The sequence below is a fragment of the Franconibacter helveticus LMG 23732 genome (assembly GCF_000463115.2).
GTDB lineage: Bacteria > Pseudomonadota > Gammaproteobacteria > Enterobacterales > Enterobacteriaceae > Franconibacter > Franconibacter helveticus.
Genome location: NZ_AWFX01000045.1, coordinates 335,025 through 353,187, shown reverse-complemented (window position 1 = coordinate 353,187; position 18,163 = coordinate 335,025). Strand labels below are relative to the sequence as shown.

General features: G+C 60.1%; 14 protein-coding genes. 8 read left to right on the top strand and 6 right to left on the bottom strand.

Features of this window, described 5'->3' with window-relative positions:
* Positions 1-13: 13 nt before the first annotated feature.
* On the bottom strand, positions 14-2,008 hold the full coding sequence (gene tkt, locus DW56_RS14095; protein WP_024553783.1) for a transketolase: 1,995 nt from the start codon (positions 2,006-2,008) through the stop codon (positions 14-16).
* Between the two features lie 20 nt (positions 2,009-2,028).
* Positions 2,029-2,979 (bottom strand): transaldolase, encoded by a 951-nt coding sequence (gene tal, locus DW56_RS14090; protein WP_024553784.1) that lies wholly within the window; start codon positions 2,977-2,979, stop codon positions 2,029-2,031.
* A 292-nt stretch (positions 2,980-3,271) separates the two neighbouring features.
* On the opposite strand from tal, the gene maeB reads away from it, so the two are divergent.
* Positions 3,272-5,551: an NADP-dependent oxaloacetate-decarboxylating malate dehydrogenase gene (gene maeB / locus DW56_RS14085; protein ID WP_024553785.1), complete on the top strand. Its 2,280-nt coding sequence runs from the start codon at positions 3,272-3,274 to the stop codon at positions 5,549-5,551.
* Positions 5,552-5,613: 62 nt separating this feature from the next.
* Here maeB and fepC read toward each other — a convergent pair whose 3' ends face one another.
* The 3 genes from fepC to fepD are packed head-to-tail and all read right to left on the bottom strand — an operon-like array spanning position 5,614 to position 8,395.
* Positions 5,614-6,405, bottom strand: a complete 792-nt coding sequence (gene fepC / locus DW56_RS14080; protein WP_024553786.1) for an iron-enterobactin ABC transporter ATP-binding protein — start codon at positions 6,403-6,405, stop codon at positions 5,614-5,616.
* On the bottom strand, positions 6,402-7,391 hold the full coding sequence (gene fepG / locus DW56_RS14075; RefSeq protein ID WP_024553787.1) for an iron-enterobactin ABC transporter permease: 990 nt from the start codon (positions 7,389-7,391) through the stop codon (positions 6,402-6,404). The genes fepC and fepG overlap by 4 nt, the downstream gene beginning before the upstream one ends.
* Complete coding sequence (gene fepD, locus DW56_RS14070) at positions 7,388-8,395, bottom strand: Fe(3+)-siderophore ABC transporter permease (RefSeq protein WP_024553788.1); 1,008 nt, start codon at positions 8,393-8,395, stop codon at positions 7,388-7,390. Before fepD ends, fepG begins: the two co-directional genes overlap by 4 nt.
* A gap of 108 nt (positions 8,396-8,503) precedes the next feature.
* On the opposite strand from fepD, the gene entS reads away from it, so the two are divergent.
* Positions 8,504-9,748, top strand: coding sequence for an enterobactin transporter EntS (gene entS, locus DW56_RS14065; RefSeq protein ID WP_024553789.1), 1,245 nt, complete (start codon positions 8,504-8,506; stop codon positions 9,746-9,748).
* Positions 9,749-9,775: 27 nt separating this feature from the next.
* On the opposite strand, the gene fepB is transcribed toward entS, so the two are convergent.
* A complete protein-coding gene (gene fepB / locus DW56_RS14060; RefSeq protein ID WP_024553790.1) occupies positions 9,776-10,732 on the bottom strand; it encodes a Fe2+-enterobactin ABC transporter substrate-binding protein in 957 nt (318 codons plus the stop codon).
* Between the two features lie 190 nt (positions 10,733-10,922).
* On the opposite strand from fepB, the gene entC reads away from it, so the two are divergent.
* The 6 genes from entC (at position 10,923) to cstA (ending at position 18,041) form a co-directional block, all read left to right on the top strand.
* Positions 10,923-12,092: an isochorismate synthase EntC gene (gene entC / locus DW56_RS14055; RefSeq protein WP_024553791.1), complete on the top strand. Its 1,170-nt coding sequence runs from the start codon at positions 10,923-10,925 to the stop codon at positions 12,090-12,092.
* An 11-nt stretch (positions 12,093-12,103) separates the two neighbouring features.
* On the top strand, positions 12,104-13,708 hold the full coding sequence (locus tag DW56_RS22905) for a (2,3-dihydroxybenzoyl)adenylate synthase (protein WP_024553792.1): 1,605 nt from the start codon (positions 12,104-12,106) through the stop codon (positions 13,706-13,708).
* A 9-nt stretch (positions 13,709-13,717) separates the two neighbouring features.
* Entirely contained in the window at positions 13,718-14,581 is an 864-nt protein-coding gene (locus DW56_RS22900) for an isochorismatase (protein ID WP_024553793.1), read from the top strand.
* Positions 14,578-15,330 (top strand): 2,3-dihydro-2,3-dihydroxybenzoate dehydrogenase EntA, encoded by a 753-nt coding sequence (gene entA, locus DW56_RS14040; RefSeq protein WP_024553794.1) that lies wholly within the window; start codon positions 14,578-14,580, stop codon positions 15,328-15,330. Before DW56_RS22900 ends, entA begins: the two co-directional genes overlap by 4 nt.
* Positions 15,331-15,744 (top strand): proofreading thioesterase EntH, encoded by a 414-nt coding sequence (gene entH / locus DW56_RS14035; RefSeq protein WP_024553795.1) that lies wholly within the window; start codon positions 15,331-15,333, stop codon positions 15,742-15,744. It abuts the gene before it with no gap.
* A 191-nt stretch (positions 15,745-15,935) separates the two neighbouring features.
* The gene (gene cstA, locus DW56_RS14030) at positions 15,936-18,041 is read left to right on the top strand and encodes a pyruvate/proton symporter CstA (protein ID WP_024561962.1); all 2,106 of its coding nucleotides are present in this window, start codon (positions 15,936-15,938) and stop codon (positions 18,039-18,041) included.
* The last annotated feature ends 122 nt before the right edge of the window (positions 18,042-18,163 follow it).

Here is an 18,163-nt window from a genome sequence, read left to right as displayed (position 1 = left end):
ATCGCCATGCGGTTTACTTCTTAAGAACCTTTTTGGCTTTCTCTACCACGTTTTCAACCGTAAAGCCGAAGAACGGGAAGAGTTTTTCCGCTGGCGCGGATTCGCCGTAGCCGGTCATGCCGACAATCGCCCCTTTCAGGCCGACATACTTGTACCAGTAGTCAGCAATGCCTGCTTCCACCGCTACGCGCGCTTCCACATCGGAAGGCAGCACGGATTCGCGGTATTCCGCATCCTGATCTTCAAACACATCGGTCGAAGGCAGCGAAACGACGCGGACTTTATGGCCTTCAGCAGTAAGCTGTTCCGCCGCCTGAACGGTAATTTCCACTTCCGAACCGGTGGCGATAAGAATAACGTCCGGCTTGCCGTCGCTCTCTTTCAGTATGTAGCCGCCCCGGGCGATATTCTCGACCTGTTCCGGCGTGCGTTCCATTTGCGCCAGGTTCTGGCGCGAAAGAATCAACGCCGTCGGGCCATTATGCCGCTCAATAGCCGCTTTCCAGGCTACCGCCGCTTCTACCTGGTCGCAGGGGCGCCAGCTGGTGAAGTTTGGCGTCAGGCGCAAACTTGCCAGCTGCTCCACCGCCTGGTGGGTCGGGCCGTCTTCGCCAAGGCCGATGGAATCATGGGTATAAACCATAATCTGGCGCGCTTTCATCAGCGCCGCCATGCGCGCCGCGTTACGGGCATATTCCACGAACATCAGGAAGGTGGCGGTATAAGGCACAAAGCCGCCGTGGTGCGCGATGCCGTTCGCTATCGCCGTCATGCCGAACTCGCGCACGCCATAGTGGATATAGTTACCCGCTTCGTCTTCCTTAAGCGATTTAGAACCAGACCAGATGGTGAGATTGCTGGGCGCCAGGTCCGCTGAACCGCCAAGCAGCTCCGGCAGGGCAGGGCCATAAGCATTAAGCGCGTTCTGGGAAGCTTTGCGGGTCGCGACTTTCGCCGGTTCCGCCTGCAATTTCTTAATGTAATCCAGCGTCAGCTGTTCCCAGTTTTCCGGCAGCCCGCCGCTCATGCGACGGTTGAATTCCGCCGCCAGCTCGGGGTGCGCTTTTTCATAGGCGGCGAATTTTTCTTTCCAGCCCGCTTCCTGCTGCTGGCCTTTTTCACGGGCGTCCCACGCCTGATAAATCTCCTGCGGGATCTCAAACGGCGGATAATCCCAGCCCAGCTGTTTGCGCGTCAGCGCCACTTCCTCTTCGCCCAGCGCCGCGCCGTGCGACTCCTCTTTACCTGCTTTGTTCGGGGAGCCGAAGCCAATCACCGTGCGGCAGATAATCAGCGAAGGTTTATCCTTCACGCGCTGCGCCTCTTCAATGGCGCGTTTAACCGCCTCGGGATCGTGACCGTCAATTTCATGCACCACGTGCCAGTTATACGCTTCGAAGCGTTTTGCGGTGTCGTCGGTAAACCAGCCTTCGGTTTCGCCGTCGATGGAAATCCCGTTGTGGTCGTAGAAGCCAATGAGCTTGCCAAGGCCCAGGGTGCCCGCCAGTGAACAGACCTCGTGCGAGATGCCTTCCATCAGGCAGCCGTCGCCCATAAACACATAGGTGAAGTGGTCGACAATATCGTGACCCGGCTGGTTAAACTGCGCCGCCAGCGTGCGTTCGGCAATCGCCAGGCCAACGGCGTTCGCCAGCCCCTGGCCGAGCGGCCCGGTAGTGGTTTCCACCCCAGGCGTATAGCCGATTTCCGGATGCCCCGGGGTTTTCGAATGCAGCTGGCGGAAATTTTTCAGCTCATCAATCGGCAGGTCGTAGCCGGAAAGATGCAGCAGGCTGTAAAGCAGCATCGAAGCATGGCCGTTAGAGAGAATAAAACGGTCGCGGTCATACCAGGCCGGGTTGGTCGGGTTGTGCTTAAGGAAATCATTCCACAGCACTTCGGCGATATCCGCCATGCCCATCGGCGCGCCCGGGTGGCCGGATTTGGCTTTTTGCACCGCGTCCATACTCAGGGCGCGAACGGCGTTAGCTAACTGCTGTCGTGACATAGTTCACTCCATGGCAAAGTTTAAAGTTTGGCGGCGAGCAAATCTTCCAGCGCGCGCTGGTCAACGGCGAACTGGCGAATTCCTTCAGCCAGTTTTTCGACTGCCATCGCGTCCTGGTTATGCTCCCAGCGGAATTCCGCTTCGGTCATCGGTTCCGGACGGCGGTAGCCTTGTTTATTCGGAATAAGCTTGCGTTCCACTAACGCTTCTTTGTCCTGCAACTCTTTCAGCAGGTTTGGCGAGATGGTCAGGCGGTCGCAGCCAGCCAGCGCCAGGATCTGTTCGGTACGGCGGAAGCTCGCGCCCATGACGATGGTTTCGTAATTGTGCTGCTTGTAGTAGTCGTAGATATTGCGTACAGACTTAACGCCCGGATCTTCATCCACCACGTACGGGTCCATCGGCTTGCGGCTGTTATACCAGTCATAAATGCGCCCAACGAACGGGGAGATCAAATAGACTCCCGCCTCGGCGCAGGCGCGCGCCTGAGCAAAAGAGAACAGCAGCGTCAGGTTGCACTTGATGCCTTCTTTCTCCAGCTCTTCGGCGGCGCGAATGCCTTCCCACGTTGAAGCAAGCTTGATCAATATACGGTCTTTCTCAACGCCCTGATCCTGATACAGCTCGACCAGGCGGCGCGCTTTCTGAATGCTTTTCTGTTTATCGAACGACAGACGGGCGTCCACTTCGGTAGAAACGCGGCCCGGAATGCTTTTCAGAATTTCCGCACCCACATTGACCGCCAGCTTGTCGCTCGCTTCGGCGACCTGCTGCTCCTGCGTGTCGCCGCGCTGTTTGCCGTACGCCAGCGCATCTTCAAAAAGGTGTTGATAATGCTCAAGACTTGCCGCTTTCAGCAGCAGGGAAGGGTTGGTGGTGGCGTCCTGCGGTTGATAGTGGCGGATAGATTCAATATCGCCGCTGTCGGCGACTACGGTGGTGAATTGTTTAATGCCGTCTAACTGGTTCATTGTCGATACTCCTTGAAAAGCAAATACTTAACAGAGCGTTTCCTGGCACGCCCCGTAAAAATTCACAAAGAACATAACTAAAAAGCATAGCAGACGAGCAGGGTATTGCTTCCGGCGTTACGTAACAGAACCGCTATAAATTGCTAACATTCCTTATCTTACGGCCGGGAATTTTGGGAGCGTTCAAAGTTTGCGGCGGCGCAAGGGGCGATACTATCCGCCTCTTCAGGCGTGCCAGTGACGGTTCGCCACTCTGACCTTACTGAAAGACAGATAAAAAAGGATCGAACAAATGGATGATCAACTGAAGCAAAGCGCCCTCGATTTTCATGAATTCCCGGTGCCCGGGAAAATCCAGGTTTCGCCAACCAAACCGCTTGCCACCCAGCGCGACCTGGCGCTGGCCTACTCGCCAGGCGTCGCGGCGCCCTGTCTGGAAATTGCGGCAGACCCGCTGGCGGCCCATAAGTACACCGCGCGCGGCAACCTGGTGGCGGTGATTTCCAACGGCACGGCGGTGCTGGGTCTTGGCAATATCGGCGCGCTGGCCGGTAAGCCGGTCATGGAAGGCAAAGGCGTGCTGTTTAAAAAATTCGCCGGCATCGACGTGTTTGATATCGAAGTCGACGAGCACGATCCGGATAAGCTGATTGACGTGGTGGCCGCGCTCGAACCTACTTTCGGCGGCATTAACCTCGAAGACATCAAAGCGCCGGAGTGCTTTTATATTGAGCAAAAGCTGCGCGAGCGTATGAATATTCCGGTATTCCACGACGATCAGCACGGCACCGCTATTATCTGCACCGCTGCGGTATTAAACGGCCTGCGGGTGGTAAAAAAGACGATTTCCGACGTACGGCTGGTGGTTTCCGGCGCGGGCGCTTCCGCCATCGCCTGTATGAACCTGCTGGTGGCGCTTGGCATGCAAAAGCACAACATCGTGGTGTGCGACTCTAAAGGCGTTATCTACAAAGGCCGTGAAGAAAACATGGCGGAAACCAAAGCCGCTTACGCCATTGACGATAACGGCAAGCGCACGCTTGGCGAAGTGATCGAAGGGGCGGATATTTTCCTCGGCTGTTCCGGCCCGAAAGTGCTTACTCAGGAGATGGTGAAACAGATGGCGGATTCGCCGCTGATTCTGGCGCTGGCGAACCCGGAGCCGGAAATCCTGCCGCCGCTCGCTAAAGAAGTGCGCCCCGACGCCATTATCTGCACCGGCCGGTCAGATTACCCAAACCAGGTCAACAACGTGCTCTGCTTCCCGTTCATCTTCCGCGGCGCGCTGGATGTGGGCGCTACCGCCATTAACGAAGAGATGAAACTTGCCGCAGTGCATGCCATTGCAGAACTGACCCACGCCGAGCAAAGCGAAGTGGTCGCCTCTGCTTATGGCGATCAGGAGCTCTCCTTCGGCCCGGACTACATCATCCCGAAACCGTTCGACCCGCGTCTTATCGTAAAAATCGCCCCGGCTGTGGCGAAAGCGGCGATGGATTCCGGCGTGGCGACGCGCCCGATTGAGGATTTCGAAGCCTATAAAGACAAGCTCACCGAGTTCGTCTACAAAACCAACCTCTTTATGAAGCCGATCTTCTCCCAGGCGCGCACCGCCCCGAAACGCGTGGTTCTGGCGGAGGGGGAAGAGGCGCGCGTGCTGCATGCCACGCAGGAGCTGGTAAGCCTCGGCCTTGCGAAGCCGATTCTGATTGGCCGCCCGAGCGTCATTGAAATGCGCGTGAAGAAGCTGGGCCTGCAAATCCAGCCGGGCGTGGATTTTGAAATCGTCAATAATGAATCTGACCCGCGCTTCAAAGAGTACTGGAATGAGTACTACACCATCATGAAGCGTCGCGGCGTCACCCAGGAACAGGCGCAGCGGGCGGTGATCGGCAATACCACGGTGATTGGCGCGATCATGGTGCATCGTGGCGAAGCCGATGCGATGATTTGCGGCACAATTGGCGATTATCACGAACACTTCGGCGTGGTTCGCGAAATTTTCGGTTATCGCGAGGGGGTAAAAGCGGCGGGGGCGATGAATGCGCTGCTGCTGCCAAGCGGCAACACGTTTATTGCTGATACCTATGTTAACGACGATCCGACGCCGGAACAGCTGGCGGAAATTACCGTGATGGCGGCGGAAACCGTACGTCGCTTCGGCATTGAGCCGAAGGTGGCGCTGCTTTCTCACTCTAACTACGGCTCTTCCAGTTCGCCTGCCGCCAGCAAGATGCGTGAAACTTTAGCGCTGGTGCGCGAACGGGCGCCGGAACTGATGATTGATGGCGAAATGCACGGCGACGCGGCGCTAATCGAGAGCATCCGCAACGACCGCATGCCGGACAGCCCGCTCAAAGGCTCCGCCAATATTCTGATCATGCCGAACGTCGAGGCGGCGCGCATTAGTTACAACTTACTGCGCGTCTCCAGCTCGGAAGGGGTGACCGTCGGGCCGGTATTGATGGGCGTGGCGAAGCCGGTGCATGTGTTAACGCCTATCGCCTCGGTGCGCCGCATCGTCAACATGGTGGCGCTGGCGGTGGTGGAAGCCCAGACGCAGCCGCTGTAAAGGGTAATGGCTAAAAAGCCCTGCGCCGCAAACGGCGCGGGGCTTTTTTATGGGGCAGGGCGCTACCGCCGCCCCAGCGGCACCACCAGCGGCGTGCCTGCGACCGGGTCGTCGATAATCATGCAGCGCAGGCCGTAAATCGCCTCAATAAGCTCCGGGGTGACTATGGCGTCTGGCGCCCCCTCGGCGATGATTTTACCTTCCCGTAAGGCAATCAGATGCGTGGCGTAGCGGCACGCCTGGTTGAGATCGTGCAGCACGGCCGCCAGGGTATAGCCCTGCTCGCGGTTCAGTTCGCTTAACAGCTCCAGCAAATCAATTTGATGGCTGATATCAAGCCAGGTGGTCGGCTCGTCCAGCAGCATGATGGAGGTTTCCTGAGCCAGCACCATCGCAATCCACGCCCGCTGCCGCTGGCCGCCGGAAAGGGTATCGACGGCAAGATGCGCAAGGGAAGCCACGCCCGTCGCCGCCATCGCTTTTTGCACCGCCCGCTCGTCTTCTTCACGCCAGCGGGTAAACAGCGGCTGATGAGGATATCGCCCGCGCGCCACCAGCTCCTGCACGGTGATGTCGCCCGGCGCGCTGGCGTTTTGCGCCAGCAGGCCGATGCGCCTCGCAACCTCTTTCGTGGCGTAGCGCTGGATCTCCTGGCCATCCAGCCAGACGCTGCCCGCCGCAGGTTTCATCAGGCGGCTTAAGGTGCGAAGCAGCGTCGATTTGCCGCAGCCGTTAGGGCCGATAATAGCGGTGAACTGACCATCCGGGATCGTCACGCTGAGGTTTTCAGCCACCACATGATCGCCATAGCCCAGCGTAAGGGCATCGCCATGCAGGCGCGTTAAGGTGTTCATCGCTTACGGGACTCCTGAATCAACAAAGCGATAAGGTAAATACCGCCGAGGCTGACGGTGACCACGCCCACCGGCAGTTGATAAGGGGTAAAAAGATACTGCGCGCCAAGGTCGGCGGCGAGTAGCAGCAGAGCGCCGCAAAGCGCCGACTGGAAAAGCCCCCAGCGCGCCGTGCGGCTCAGCCGACGGGCAATGTGCGGCGCCACCAGCGCGATAAACGAAATGGGTCCGGCCAGCGCCGTGGCGGCGGCGGTTAAGATAACGGCGACCAGCATCAGCAGCAGGCGCGAGCGCTCAACCGGCACGCCCAGCGCGCAGGCGCTGTCATCGCCCATCTCTAAAAGCCGCAACCGGCGCACCAGCAGCGCGGCCGCGAGCAGCGCCAGCATCATCAGCGGCGCGGCAGGAAAGGTTTTGCCCCAGGTCAGGCCGTTCAGCGAACCGGCATTCCACAAGCCTGCCGATATCGCTGTTTCAAGGGAAGCCTGCAACAAAAGCCAGGTGTTGAACGCCACCAGCATGGCGCGAAGGCCGATGCCGATAATAATCAAGCGGAAGGTATCGATACCGTTGCGCCAGGCAAGCGCCCAGACGAGAAGCGAAGTCAGCACGCCGCCCGCCATCGCGGCGGCGGCAATGGCCGTCTGATGCTGGCCAAACAGCACCATGGCTACCAGCACGCCGCTCCAGGCGCCGGTGTTAAAACCCATCACGTCGGGGCTGCCCAGAGGGTTGCGCATCAGCGACTGGAAAATCGCGCCGCTGACGCCAAGCGCTGCGCCCAGCAGCAACGCCATCGCAATACGCGGCAAACGCCACTGCGTCACAATCAGGGAAATGTTAGGCGGCGCATTGCCGAAAAGCGCATCCCCTACCTGCGCCACGCTCAGCGAAACAGCGCCCTGGCCCAGCGCCCATACGGCAAGCGCGCCGCTCACCAGTAGAAACAGAGTGCAGACCAGCCACAGGCGCGCCGAGACGTTCATAGCGACACCCCGCCGCGACGGCGGCGCACCAGATAAATCAGCACCGGCGCGCCGATAAACGCGCTTACCACTGAAACGCGCATTTCGCCGGGCACAATCAGGCGGCCAATAATATCGGCAAGCAGCAGCAGGGCAGGGGTGGCAAGCAGCGTGACCGGCAGCGACCAGCGGTGATCCGGCCCCACCAGCCAGCGCGCCATATGCGGCATCATCAAACCGATAAACGCGATGGGGCCGACCGCCGCCGTCGCGCTGCCGCACAGCACCGTTATCACCAGCAGGCCGAGTAGCTGGGTGCGGGCCACCCGGCTGCCAAGCGCAGTCGCGGTATCGCTGCCCATGCTCAGGCTGTTCAGCGCGCGGCCTAACCCCAGCGCCAGCGCCATACCCGCCAGCACCGGCAGAACGATGATTTTGAGCGTAGCGAGGGTGCGAATGTCGAGGGACCCCGCCTGCCAGAAGCGCAGCTGGTCGTAAACCACCGGGTTGAGCAGCGAGACGCCGCTGGTAAAGCCTTCCAGCACGGCGGTCAGCGCCACGCCCGCAAGCGTCAGGCGCACCGGGCTAAGCTGGCCGCCGCCCGCGCTGCCGGTAAAGGCGACAATCAGCGAGGCGAAAAGCGCGCCGCCGAAGGCGAAACCCAGCAGAGAGAGCGAAGAGGAAGCGCCCCAAAGGGCGGCGCCGATGACAATCGCGAAGCTTGCGCCGGCGTTAACGCCAAGCAGGCCCGGGTCCGCCAGCGGGTTACGGGTAAGGGTTTGCATCAGCGCGCCCGCCACGCCTAATGCGCCGCCGGCGAGCAAACCTGCCAGCGTACGCGGCAGCCGCGCATCCAGCACAATGGTGCAGTCCGCGCTTCGGCACTGACCGCTTAACGCGTCGAGCACCACCGAAACCGGCATTGCCTTCGCGCCCACCAACAAACTTAACGCCGCCATCAGCAGCAAAAAAAGGAAAAGGCCCAGCAGGGAGAAAGCCCGCGCTGAAAACCGTGAGGCCGACATAACGCACATCCCACAACCGATAATGATAGTTATTATCACTCTTATCAGGCTATGTTAGCATGAGCGCCCCGTTAATCGGTAAGGAAAATTCGCTCTCAAGGCCCTGTAATGAACCGAAATTCGCTGTTGCTCAACCTCAGTTTATTGAAAACCCATCCCGCTTACCGCGCTGTGTTCCTGGCGCGTTTTATTTCCATCCTCGCGCTGGGGCTGCTCGGCGTGGCGGTGCCGGTGCAGATCCAGACGCTCACCGGCTCCTCTTTTCAGGTAGGGCTTGCGGTCACGCTGACCGGCGGGGCGATGTTTATCGGCCTGATGACCGGCGGCGTGCTGGCGGATCGTCACGAGCGTAAAAAGCTTATCCTGCTGGCGCGCTCCACCTGCGGCGTGGGGTTTATCGGGCTTTGGGTTAACGCCATGCTGCCGGCGCCTTCGCTTATCGCCATTTACCTGCTCGGCTTGTGGGATGGCTTTTTCGGCGCGATTGGCGTGACGGCATTGCTGGCCGCCACGCCTGCGATTGTCGGGCGGGAAAATCTGATGCAGGCGGGGGCCATCACCATGCTGACGGTGCGCCTGGGGTCGGTTATCTCGCCGCTTATCGGCGGCCTGCTGCTGGCTGGCGGCGGCGTATCCTGGAACTACGCGCTGGCGGCGCTCGGCACTTTTATCACCCTGTTGCCGCTGTTGACGCTGCCGAAGCTGCCCGCGCCGCAGATGCAGCGTGAGCATCCCTTAAAAGCGCTGGCGAGCGCGTTTCGTTTTTTACTGGCAAGCCCGGTTGTCGGCGGCGTTGCGCTTGTCGGCGCGCTGCTGACCATGGCGAGCGCGGTGCGCGTGCTTTACCCGGCGCTCGCCAACCACTGGCAGATGGCGAGCAGTGAAATCGGCGCGCTTTACGCCGCCGTGCCGCTGGGCGCGGCGATTGGCGCGCTCACCAGCGGCAGGCTGGCGCATTCGCTGCATCCGGGGCGCGTTATGCTGTTCACCTCGGTGCTGGCTTTTGCGGCGGTGGGCATTTTTAGCCTGATGCCGTTCTGGGGGTTAGGGGTTGTCTGCCTTGCGCTGTTTGGCTACCTGAGCGGCATCAGTTCGCTGGTGCAGTACACGCTTATCCAGACGCAGACGCCGGACCATATGCTCGGGCGCATTAACGGTTTGTGGACTGCACAGAACGTAACGGGCGATGCGATTGGCGCGGCGCTGCTCGGCGGCATGGGCGTCGCGCTCTCGCCGGTGAGTTCGGCAAGCGTCAGCGGGCTGGCGCTCGCCGTAGCGGGCCTTGCGCTTACGCTGCTGTTAAGCGAGCTTCGCCGCCTGCGTCAGGCGCCGCCGGAAGCGGTAAAACCCTAAAGAGAAGGGGCCATGCGGCCCCTTTTTTTACGCTTTAAACAGCGTTGCCAGCCGTTCGAGTATCAGGCTTGCGCTGTAGTAATCCAGACGGAAGGTTTCTGAGCCCAGCGCATAAACGCGCTTGTTCTGTACGGCGGGCAGATGAGAGAGCAGGGCGTTGCCGGTCAGCGCCCCGGCATCTTTTTCATCGCTGGCGAAGAGAAACAATGTCTGGCCGTTCAGCCCGGACGCCAGATTTTCGCCGCCCAGCTGCACAATATCATGGCGTTTGCCCATGCTGTTCAGCGCGGGCATTACAGGCGGCGTCGCCAGCGTGAAACCTAACTGCTGCAAAAGCTGGCCCTGAGCGGACATCGGCGTAAACAGGTTCGCGCCGTGGGCGGCGGCGTTATAAACCAACGCGCTCACCGGCTGCGGCGGCAGCTTCATGTGCGCTTTCGCTTCGGCGAGTTTTTGCGTAAAGCTGGCGATGCGCGCTTCGGCTTCTTTCTCACGCCCGGTTATCTGCCCAAGCTGCGTTAGGAGCTGCTGCCAGCTTTTGTCGTCGTAATTGATGATAAGCGTCGGGGCGATGGCGGAGAGCTGGTCATAAAGGGCCAGCGCGGAGTCGCCGCCGGTGGCGCTGATGAGAATAAGATCCGGCATTTGCGCCGCCACTGCTTCGGCGTTCGGCTCGCCAATGTACAGGCGCTGCACGTTGCGTTTTTTCGCAATCTCCCCCCACTGGCGCAAAAAGCCCTGGTCGTCCGCCAGGCGGTTGCCAGGCGTGGTCGCGCCGCTTGCCACCACCGGCGCGTCAAGCGCCAGCAGCGAGCCGGTGAGGGTGACGCTGGTGGAGACAATACGCTGCGGCGCTTTTTCAAGCGTATGCGCGCCGCGGCTGTCGGTGACCTGGCGGGGCCACTCCGCGGCATGGGTAATTGAGGAAAATCCTAAAACCAGGGCGCTGAAAAGCAGCAACGCCTGTCGGGCAGAGAAAGAGATCACAGCGTGGCATCCTGTCAAGTAAGGTAAGTAATGCTTCTCATTTTCACTATTTGCCGCAGCGATGCAAGTTTGTCGCTTAGCGTAAAATGTGGCGTTGGTTGACATAAACGGCTTTTCGTCTTAGGTTACGCCACCAAATACAAATGATAACAATTATCAGTTCTCTTATCAGTGTTTGGAGGAGTTCATGGAGACGTCTTTGGCTGAGGAAACGCAAGTGGAGATGACAACCCTTTCACCTGACAGCTTTTTCTTCATGTCGCCCTATCGCAGCCTGACGACGTCCGGCTGTTTCGCGAGGCTTACCACCCCCGCTGCCGATGGCGCAGACCGCAATGGCGCTTTCCAGACAGCATTACAGGCGCAGTTTGCCGCCGCCCGCGCCCGGGGCATTGAAAGGCCTGTGGTGGTAGGCGCCATCCCGTTCGATACGCGCAAACCTTCGGCGCTGTTTATTCCCGAAACCTGGCGCGCGTTCAATCGCCAGCACTATCGCGCTTTCGCGAAGCCGCAAAAGCCGCTGCGCGTCACTCACAGACAGGCTATTCCCGAACAGCCGCAGTTTATGGAGATGGTTGCCCGCGCCGCCGCCCTTACCGCCACGCCGCGTGTTGATAAAATCGTGCTGTCGCGCCTGATTGATATCACCACCGAAGAAGCGCCTGACAGCGTCGCGCTGCTCGGGCAGCTTATTGCGCAAAACCCGGGCAGTTTTAATTTCCACGTGCCGCTGGAAGCGGGCGGGGCGCTGCTTGGCGCAAGCCCGGAACTGCTGCTGCGCAAATCAGGCGAGTGTTTTAGCTCGCTGCCGCTGGCCGGTTCCGCTCGTCGCATGCAGGACCCGGCGCAGGACAAGGAGGCGGGGAATCAGCTGCTGTGTTCCGCCAAAGACCGACACGAGCATGAACTGGTCACTAAGGCGATGAAAACCGTGCTGGCGCCGCGCAGCCGCCTGCTCAGCGTGCCGGAAACGCCGGATCTGATTACCACGCCTACTCTCTGGCATCTTGCTACCGCTATTGAAGGCGAAACGCAGGACTTGCGCGATAACGCATTGACGCTCGCCTGCCTGCTGCACCCTACGCCCGCCCTGAGCGGCTTCCCTCATGAAGCCGCGAAAACGCTTATCGCCGGGCTGGAGCCGTTCGACCGCGAGCTGTTTGGCGGCATCGTCGGCTGGTGCGACGAAGAAGGCAACGGCGAGTGGGTCGTAACGATTCGCTGCGCGCAGCTTAACGGCAATCGCGTGCGCTGCTTTGCCGGCGCAGGCATCGTGCCCGCATCTGAGCCGCAGAGCGAATGGCGCGAAACCGGCGTCAAGCTCTCCACCATGCTCAACGTATTTGGACTGAATTAAGGAAGCCCCGCATGACCATCCCTTACTCCCGCTGGCCGGAAGCGTTCGCCGCCCGCTACCGTGAAAAAGGCTACTGGCTGGATCTGCCGCTCACCGATATCCTGAGCCGCCACGCCAACAGCGAAGCGACGGCGCTTATTGATGGCGAACGGCGCTTCAGCTATCGCGAACTGGAGCAAGCCGCGACCCGTCTTGCGGGCGCGCTGCAACGCCGCGGCCTGAAAACCGGCGACACCGCGCTGGTGCAACTGGGCAACGTGGCGGAGTTTTACATCACGCTGTTCGCGCTGTGGAAAATCGGCGTGGCGTCGGTCAACGCGCTTTTCAGCCACCAGCGCACCGAGCTTGACGCTTACGCCCGCCAGATTGCCCCGGCGCTGCTGATTGCCGACCGCGAACACGGGCTGTTTCAGGATGACGCTTACCTGGAGACGCTGAGGGCGAAAACGCCTTCTCTGCGCGTTATCGCCCTGCGCAATGAAACCCTCGAAGCCCTGATTGCCGAGCCGGAAGATAACTTCGTTGCCTCGCCCTCCGCGCCGGACGAAGTCGCTTTTTTCCAGCTCTCCGGCGGCAGCACCGGCACGCCGAAGCTTATTCCGCGCACCCATAACGACTACTACTACAGCATTCGCCGCAGCGTGGAGATTTGCTGTTTTGATCGCGAAACGCGCTACCTCTGCGCGCTGCCTGCCGCGCATAACTATCCGATGAGCTCGCCCGGTGCCCTTGGCGTTTTCTTTGGTCAGGGCTGCGTGGTGATGGCGAGCGACCCGAGCGCCACGCTTTGCTTCCCGCTTATCGAACAGCATCGTATTACCGTCACCGCCCTGGTGCCGCCCGCCGTCAGCCTCTGGCTACAGGCCATAAGCGAATGGGGCAGCAATGCGCAACTCGCCTCGCTGACGCTGTTGCAGGTGGGCGGCGCCCGCCTTTCAGATTCCCTCGCCGCGCGTATTCCGGCGGAGATCGGTTGTCAGTTGCAGCAGGTGTTCGGCATGGCGGAGGGGCTTGTGAATTACACCCGCCTTGACGACCCGGATGAGCGCATCTTCACCACCCAGGGCTACCCGATGAGCCCCGACGATGAAGTCTGGGTAGCGGACCCGGAGGGCAACCCCCTGCCGCGCGGCGAAGTAGGGCGCTTAATGACCCGCGGCCCTTACACCTTCCGCGGCTATTACAACAGCCCGGAACATAACGCCCAGGCCTTTGATAAAAATGGTTTTTACTGCTCCGGCGATCTGATCGCCATTGACGATCGGGGCTACATCACCGTGCAGGGCCGCGAGAAAGATCAGATCAACCGCGGCGGCGAGAAGATCGCGGCGGAAGAGATAGAAAACCTGCTGCTCAGCCACGAGGCGATAATCCACGCGGCGCTGGTTTCCATGGATGACAGCCTGATGGGCGAGAAAAGCTGCGCTTACCTTGTTACCTCTCGCCCGGTTAAGGCGGTAGAGATCCGCCGCTTTCTGCGCGAACTGGGCGTTGCCGATTTTAAACTGCCGGACCGCGTAGAGCGCGTCGATGAACTGCCGCTTACCCCTGTCGGCAAAGTGGATAAAAAACAATTGCGTCAGTGGCTGGCGGCGCGCCAGTCCGCATCTGAATAAGGAGAGAACATGGCCATTCCAAAACTGAATGCCTACGCGTTGCCGACCGCGGCAGATATTGGGCAGAACAAAGTGCAGTGGGCCTTTGAGCCAGATCGCGCAGCGCTGCTTATCCATGATATGCAGGACTATTTTCTCAACTTCTGGGGTGAAAACTGCCCGATGATCGAGCAGGTTGTGGCGAACGTTGTCGCGCTGCGCCAGTTCTGCAAACAGCATGGCATCCCGGTTTACTACACCGCGCAGCCCAATAACCAGAGCGATGCTGACCGCGCGCTGCTGAACGACATGTGGGGCCCCGGTCTGAACAACCATCCCGATAAACAGAAAGTGGTGGATGCGCTGGCCCCTGACGCCGACGATACCGTGCTTGTGAAGTGGCGATACAGCGCGTTTCACCGCTCGCCGCTGGAACAGGCGCTGAAAGAGTCGGGCCGCGATCAGCTGATCATTTGCGGCGTATACGCGCATATTGGCTGCATGATCACCGCAACTGACGCCTTCATGCGTGACATTAAGCCCTTTATGGTGGCGGACGCGCTGGCGGATTTCAGCCGTGAAGAGCACCTGATGGCGCTGAAATATGTCGCAGGCCGCGCCGGGCGCGTGGTCATGACCCGCGATATCGCCGCGACATCCGATCTGCCTCAGAGCAAAGCGGAGCTGCGTGCGCTGATCCTGCCGCTGCTGGATGAATCGGATGAGCCGGAAGATGACGAAAACCTTATCGACTATGGCCTGGATTCGGTGCGCATGATGGCGCTTGCCGCCCGCTGGCGTAAAACGCATGGCGACATCGACTTCGTAATGCTGGCGAAAAACCCGACGCTGGACGCCTGGTGGGCGCTGCTCTCACGGGAACCGCAGGCATGAGGCTCGATTTCAGCGGCCAGACGGTCTGGGTGACCGGCGCAGGCAAAGGTATCGGCTATGCCACTGCGCTGGCGTTTGTTGAAGCGGGCGCTACGGTGGTGGGTTTTGATGTCGCGTTTGAGCAGAAGGATTATCCTTTCGCGCGTGAAACGCTGGATGTGGCAGATGCCGCCGCCGTGGCCCAAACCTGCCAGCGGTTGCTGGCGACTACGTCGCGTCTCGACGTGCTGGTCAATGCCGCAGGCATTCTGCGCATGGGGCCGACGGACGCGCTTTCCGCCGCCGACTGGCAGCAAACTTTTGCCGTGAATGTCGGCGGGGCGTTTAATTTCTTTCAGCAGACGATGGCGCAATTTCGCGCGCAGAAGGGCGGGGCTATCGTTACGGTCGCCTCCGATGCCGCGCACACGCCGCGCATCGGCATGTCCGCCTATGGCGCCTCGAAGGCGGCGCTGAAAAGCCTGGCGCTCACCGTGGGGCTGGAGCTGGCGACTTTCGGCGTGCGCGCCAACCTGGTTTCGCCTGGCTCAACGGATACCGATATGCAGCGCACGCTCTGGAAAAGCGACGACGCCGAGCAGCAGCGCATCCGCGGCTTTGCAGAGCAGTTCAAGCTCGGTATTCCGCTTGGCAAAATCGCCCGTCCGCAGGAGATTGCGAACACTATCCTGTTTCTGGCTTCCGCGCAGGCGAGCCACATTACCTTGCAGGATATCGTTATCGACGGCGGCTCAACGCTTGGAGCATAGATGATCTGGAAACGGCATATGACGCTGGAGGAGCTTAACGCTACCAGCGCAGGCACTATGGTGGCGCATCTTGGCATTCTTTATACCCGTCTTGGCGACGACTTGCTTGAAGCGACAATGCCGGTAGATACCCGCACGCATCAGCCGTTCGGTCTGCTGCATGGCGGCGCGTCGGCGGCGCTGGCGGAGACGCTGGGTTCGATGGCGGGTTATCTCACCACCCGCGACGGACAGTGCGTGGTGGGGACAGAGCTGAATGCCACGCACCACCGCGCGGTTTCCCAGGGCACGGTGCGCGGCGTTTGCCAGCCGCTGCATCTTGGCCGGCAGAGTCAGAGCTGGGAAATCGTGATTTTCGATGAGCAGGGGAGGCGCTGCTGCACCAGCCGGTTAAGTACGGCGGTGCTGGGGTAAACGGGCGTTGCTTGCGGGGCACCAGGGTTTTTCCCTTGCCCCTTTCCCGTGATCCCGCTAGCAGACTCACACAAATCCCCCTGCCAACCCCGCGTTTCTCTGGTAGCTAAGTTGTTAAATTCATAGTCGTGATATAGAAACAAAATGTAACACCTCTGTTTCACTCTACCTTCACTGAAGGGACAACGATTATGACGAATTCAGGGAAATACCTGCTCTGGCCGGGGCTCTCCGTAGTGGCGGCTTTCGCTATGGGGTACATCGCGCTTAACCGCGGCGAGCAGATTAACGCGCTGTGGATAGTGGTGGCTGCTGTCTGCATTTACCTTATCGCTTACCGTTTTTATGGCCTCTATATCGCCAGACGGGTGCTGAGCGTGGACGCCACGCGAATGACGCCCGCCGTGCGCCATAACGACGGCCTTGACTATGTGCCGACCGATAAAAAAGTGCTGTTCGGTCACCATTTTGCCGCTATCGCAGGCGCAGGCCCGCTGGTCGGGCCGGTGCTGGCGGCGCAGATGGGCTACCTGCCCGGCATGCTCTGGATCCTGGCGGGCGTGGTATTTGCCGGCGCGGTGCAGGATTTCATGGTGCTTTTTGTCTCCACACGTCGCGACGGACGCTCGCTTGGCGAGCTGGTGAAAGAAGAAATGGGCAACACGGCAGGCGTTATCGCGCTGGTCGCCTGCTTTATGATCATGGTGATTATTCTGGCCGTGCTGGCGATGATCGTGGTGAAAGCGCTCACCCACAGCCCGTGGGGAACCTACACCGTCGCCTTTACCATTCCGCTCGCCATTTTTATGGGGATTTATATCCGTTACCTGCGCCCCGGACGCATTGGCGAAGTGTCGGTTATCGGCCTGGTGATGCTGGTGTTCGCGATTATTTCCGGCGGCTGGGTGGCGGAAAGCCCGACCTGGGCGCCCTATTTTGACTTCACCGGCGTGCAGCTGACCTGGATGCTGGTGGGTTATGGTTTTGTGGCGGCGGTCTTGCCGGTGTGGCTGCTGCTGGCGCCGCGCGACTATCTCTCTACCTTTTTGAAAATCGGCACCATTATTGGTCTGGCGATCGGCATTCTGATTATGCGGCCAACGCTCACCATGCCGGCGATGACGAAATTTATCGACGGCACCGGGCCGGTGTGGAGCGGCAATCTCTTTCCGTTCCTGTTTATTACCATCGCCTGCGGCGCGGTCTCTGGCTTCCATGCGCTGATCGCGTCCGGCACCACGCCGAAGATGCTGGCGAACGAAAACCAGGCCTGCTTTATTGGCTACGGCGGCATGCTGATGGAATCCTTTGTCGCCATCATGGCGCTGGTTTCTGCCTGCGTTATCGATCCCGGCGTCTATTTCGCGATGAACAGCCCGATGGCGGTGCTGGCGCCCGCCGGGACGGCGGATGTGGTGGCTTCCGCCGCGCAGGTCGTCAGCGGCTGGGGTTTCCAGATAACGCCGGATACGCTGAATCAAATCGCCACCGAAGTGGGCGAGCAGACGATTATTTCCCGCGCAGGCGGCGCGCCGACGCTCGCCGTCGGTATGGCTTATATCCTTCACGGCGCGCTCGGCGGCCTGATGGACGTCTCGTTCTGGTATCACTTCGCCATTCTGTTTGAGGCGCTGTTTATCCTCACGGCCGTGGATGCCGGAACCCGCGCGGCGCGCTTTATGCTCCAGGATCTGCTGGGGGTGATTTCACCCAATCTCAAACGGACCGAATCGCTGCCCGCCAACCTGCTGGCGACGGCGCTTTGCGTGCTGGCATGGGGGTACTTCCTGCATCAGGGGGTGGTGGATCCGCTCGGCGGCATCAACACCCTGTGGCCGCTCTTCGGCATCGCCAACCAGATGCTGGCGGGCATGGCGCTTATGCTCTGCGCCGTTGTGCTGTTTAAGATGAAGCGCCAGATGTATGCCTGGGTGGCGCTGCTGCCGACCGCCTGGCTGCTTATCTGTACGCTGACGGCGGGCTGGCAAAAAGCCTTCAGCCCGGATAACAAAGTGGGCTTCCTGGCCATTGCCAACCGCTTCCAGGGGATGATAGACAGCGGTAATATTCCGGCGCAGTACACCGAAGCGCAGCTGAGCCAGCTGGTGTTTAATAACCGTCTGGATGCCGGGTTAACTATCTTCTTTATGGTTGTGGTGGTGGTGCTGGCGCTCTTCTCTCTTAAAACGGCCATGAAGGCGCTGAAAGAGAGCCGCCCGACGGCTAGAGAAACGCCATACGAGCCGATGCCGGAAAACGCAGACCGCATCGTCACCGAGGCGAAAAGCGCGCATTAAACCTGAGCGCGCGTTGACCTGATCCTCGTCCCGCCCTTCATTGATGAGAAAGGCGGGGCGACTAACGCGCTCAATACGCCTGCCGCTTGCGCTTTGCGCAAAGGCGACAGGCCATGACTGAG

Coding starts and splice junctions, on each gene's coding strand:
- tkt (WP_024553783.1), bottom strand. CDS start 2,008: ATGTCACGACAGCAGTTAGCTAACGCCGTTCGCGCCCTGAGTATGGAC.
- tal (WP_024553784.1), bottom strand. CDS start 2,979: ATGAACCAGTTAGACGGCATTAAACAATTCACCACCGTAGTCGCCGAC.
- maeB (WP_024553785.1), top strand. CDS start 3,272: ATGGATGATCAACTGAAGCAAAGCGCCCTCGATTTTCATGAATTCCCG.
- fepC (WP_024553786.1), bottom strand. CDS start 6,405: ATGAACACCTTAACGCGCCTGCATGGCGATGCCCTTACGCTGGGCTAT.
- fepG (WP_024553787.1), bottom strand. CDS start 7,391: ATGAACGTCTCGGCGCGCCTGTGGCTGGTCTGCACTCTGTTTCTACTG.
- fepD (WP_024553788.1), bottom strand. CDS start 8,395: ATGTCGGCCTCACGGTTTTCAGCGCGGGCTTTCTCCCTGCTGGGCCTT.
- entS (WP_024553789.1), top strand. CDS start 8,504: ATGAACCGAAATTCGCTGTTGCTCAACCTCAGTTTATTGAAAACCCAT.
- entC (WP_024553791.1), top strand. CDS start 10,923: ATGGAGACGTCTTTGGCTGAGGAAACGCAAGTGGAGATGACAACCCTT.
- DW56_RS22905 (WP_024553792.1), top strand. CDS start 12,104: ATGACCATCCCTTACTCCCGCTGGCCGGAAGCGTTCGCCGCCCGCTAC.
- DW56_RS22900 (WP_024553793.1), top strand. CDS start 13,718: ATGGCCATTCCAAAACTGAATGCCTACGCGTTGCCGACCGCGGCAGAT.
- entA (WP_024553794.1), top strand. CDS start 14,578: ATGAGGCTCGATTTCAGCGGCCAGACGGTCTGGGTGACCGGCGCAGGC.
- entH (WP_024553795.1), top strand. CDS start 15,331: ATGATCTGGAAACGGCATATGACGCTGGAGGAGCTTAACGCTACCAGC.
- cstA (WP_024561962.1), top strand. CDS start 15,936: ATGACGAATTCAGGGAAATACCTGCTCTGGCCGGGGCTCTCCGTAGTG.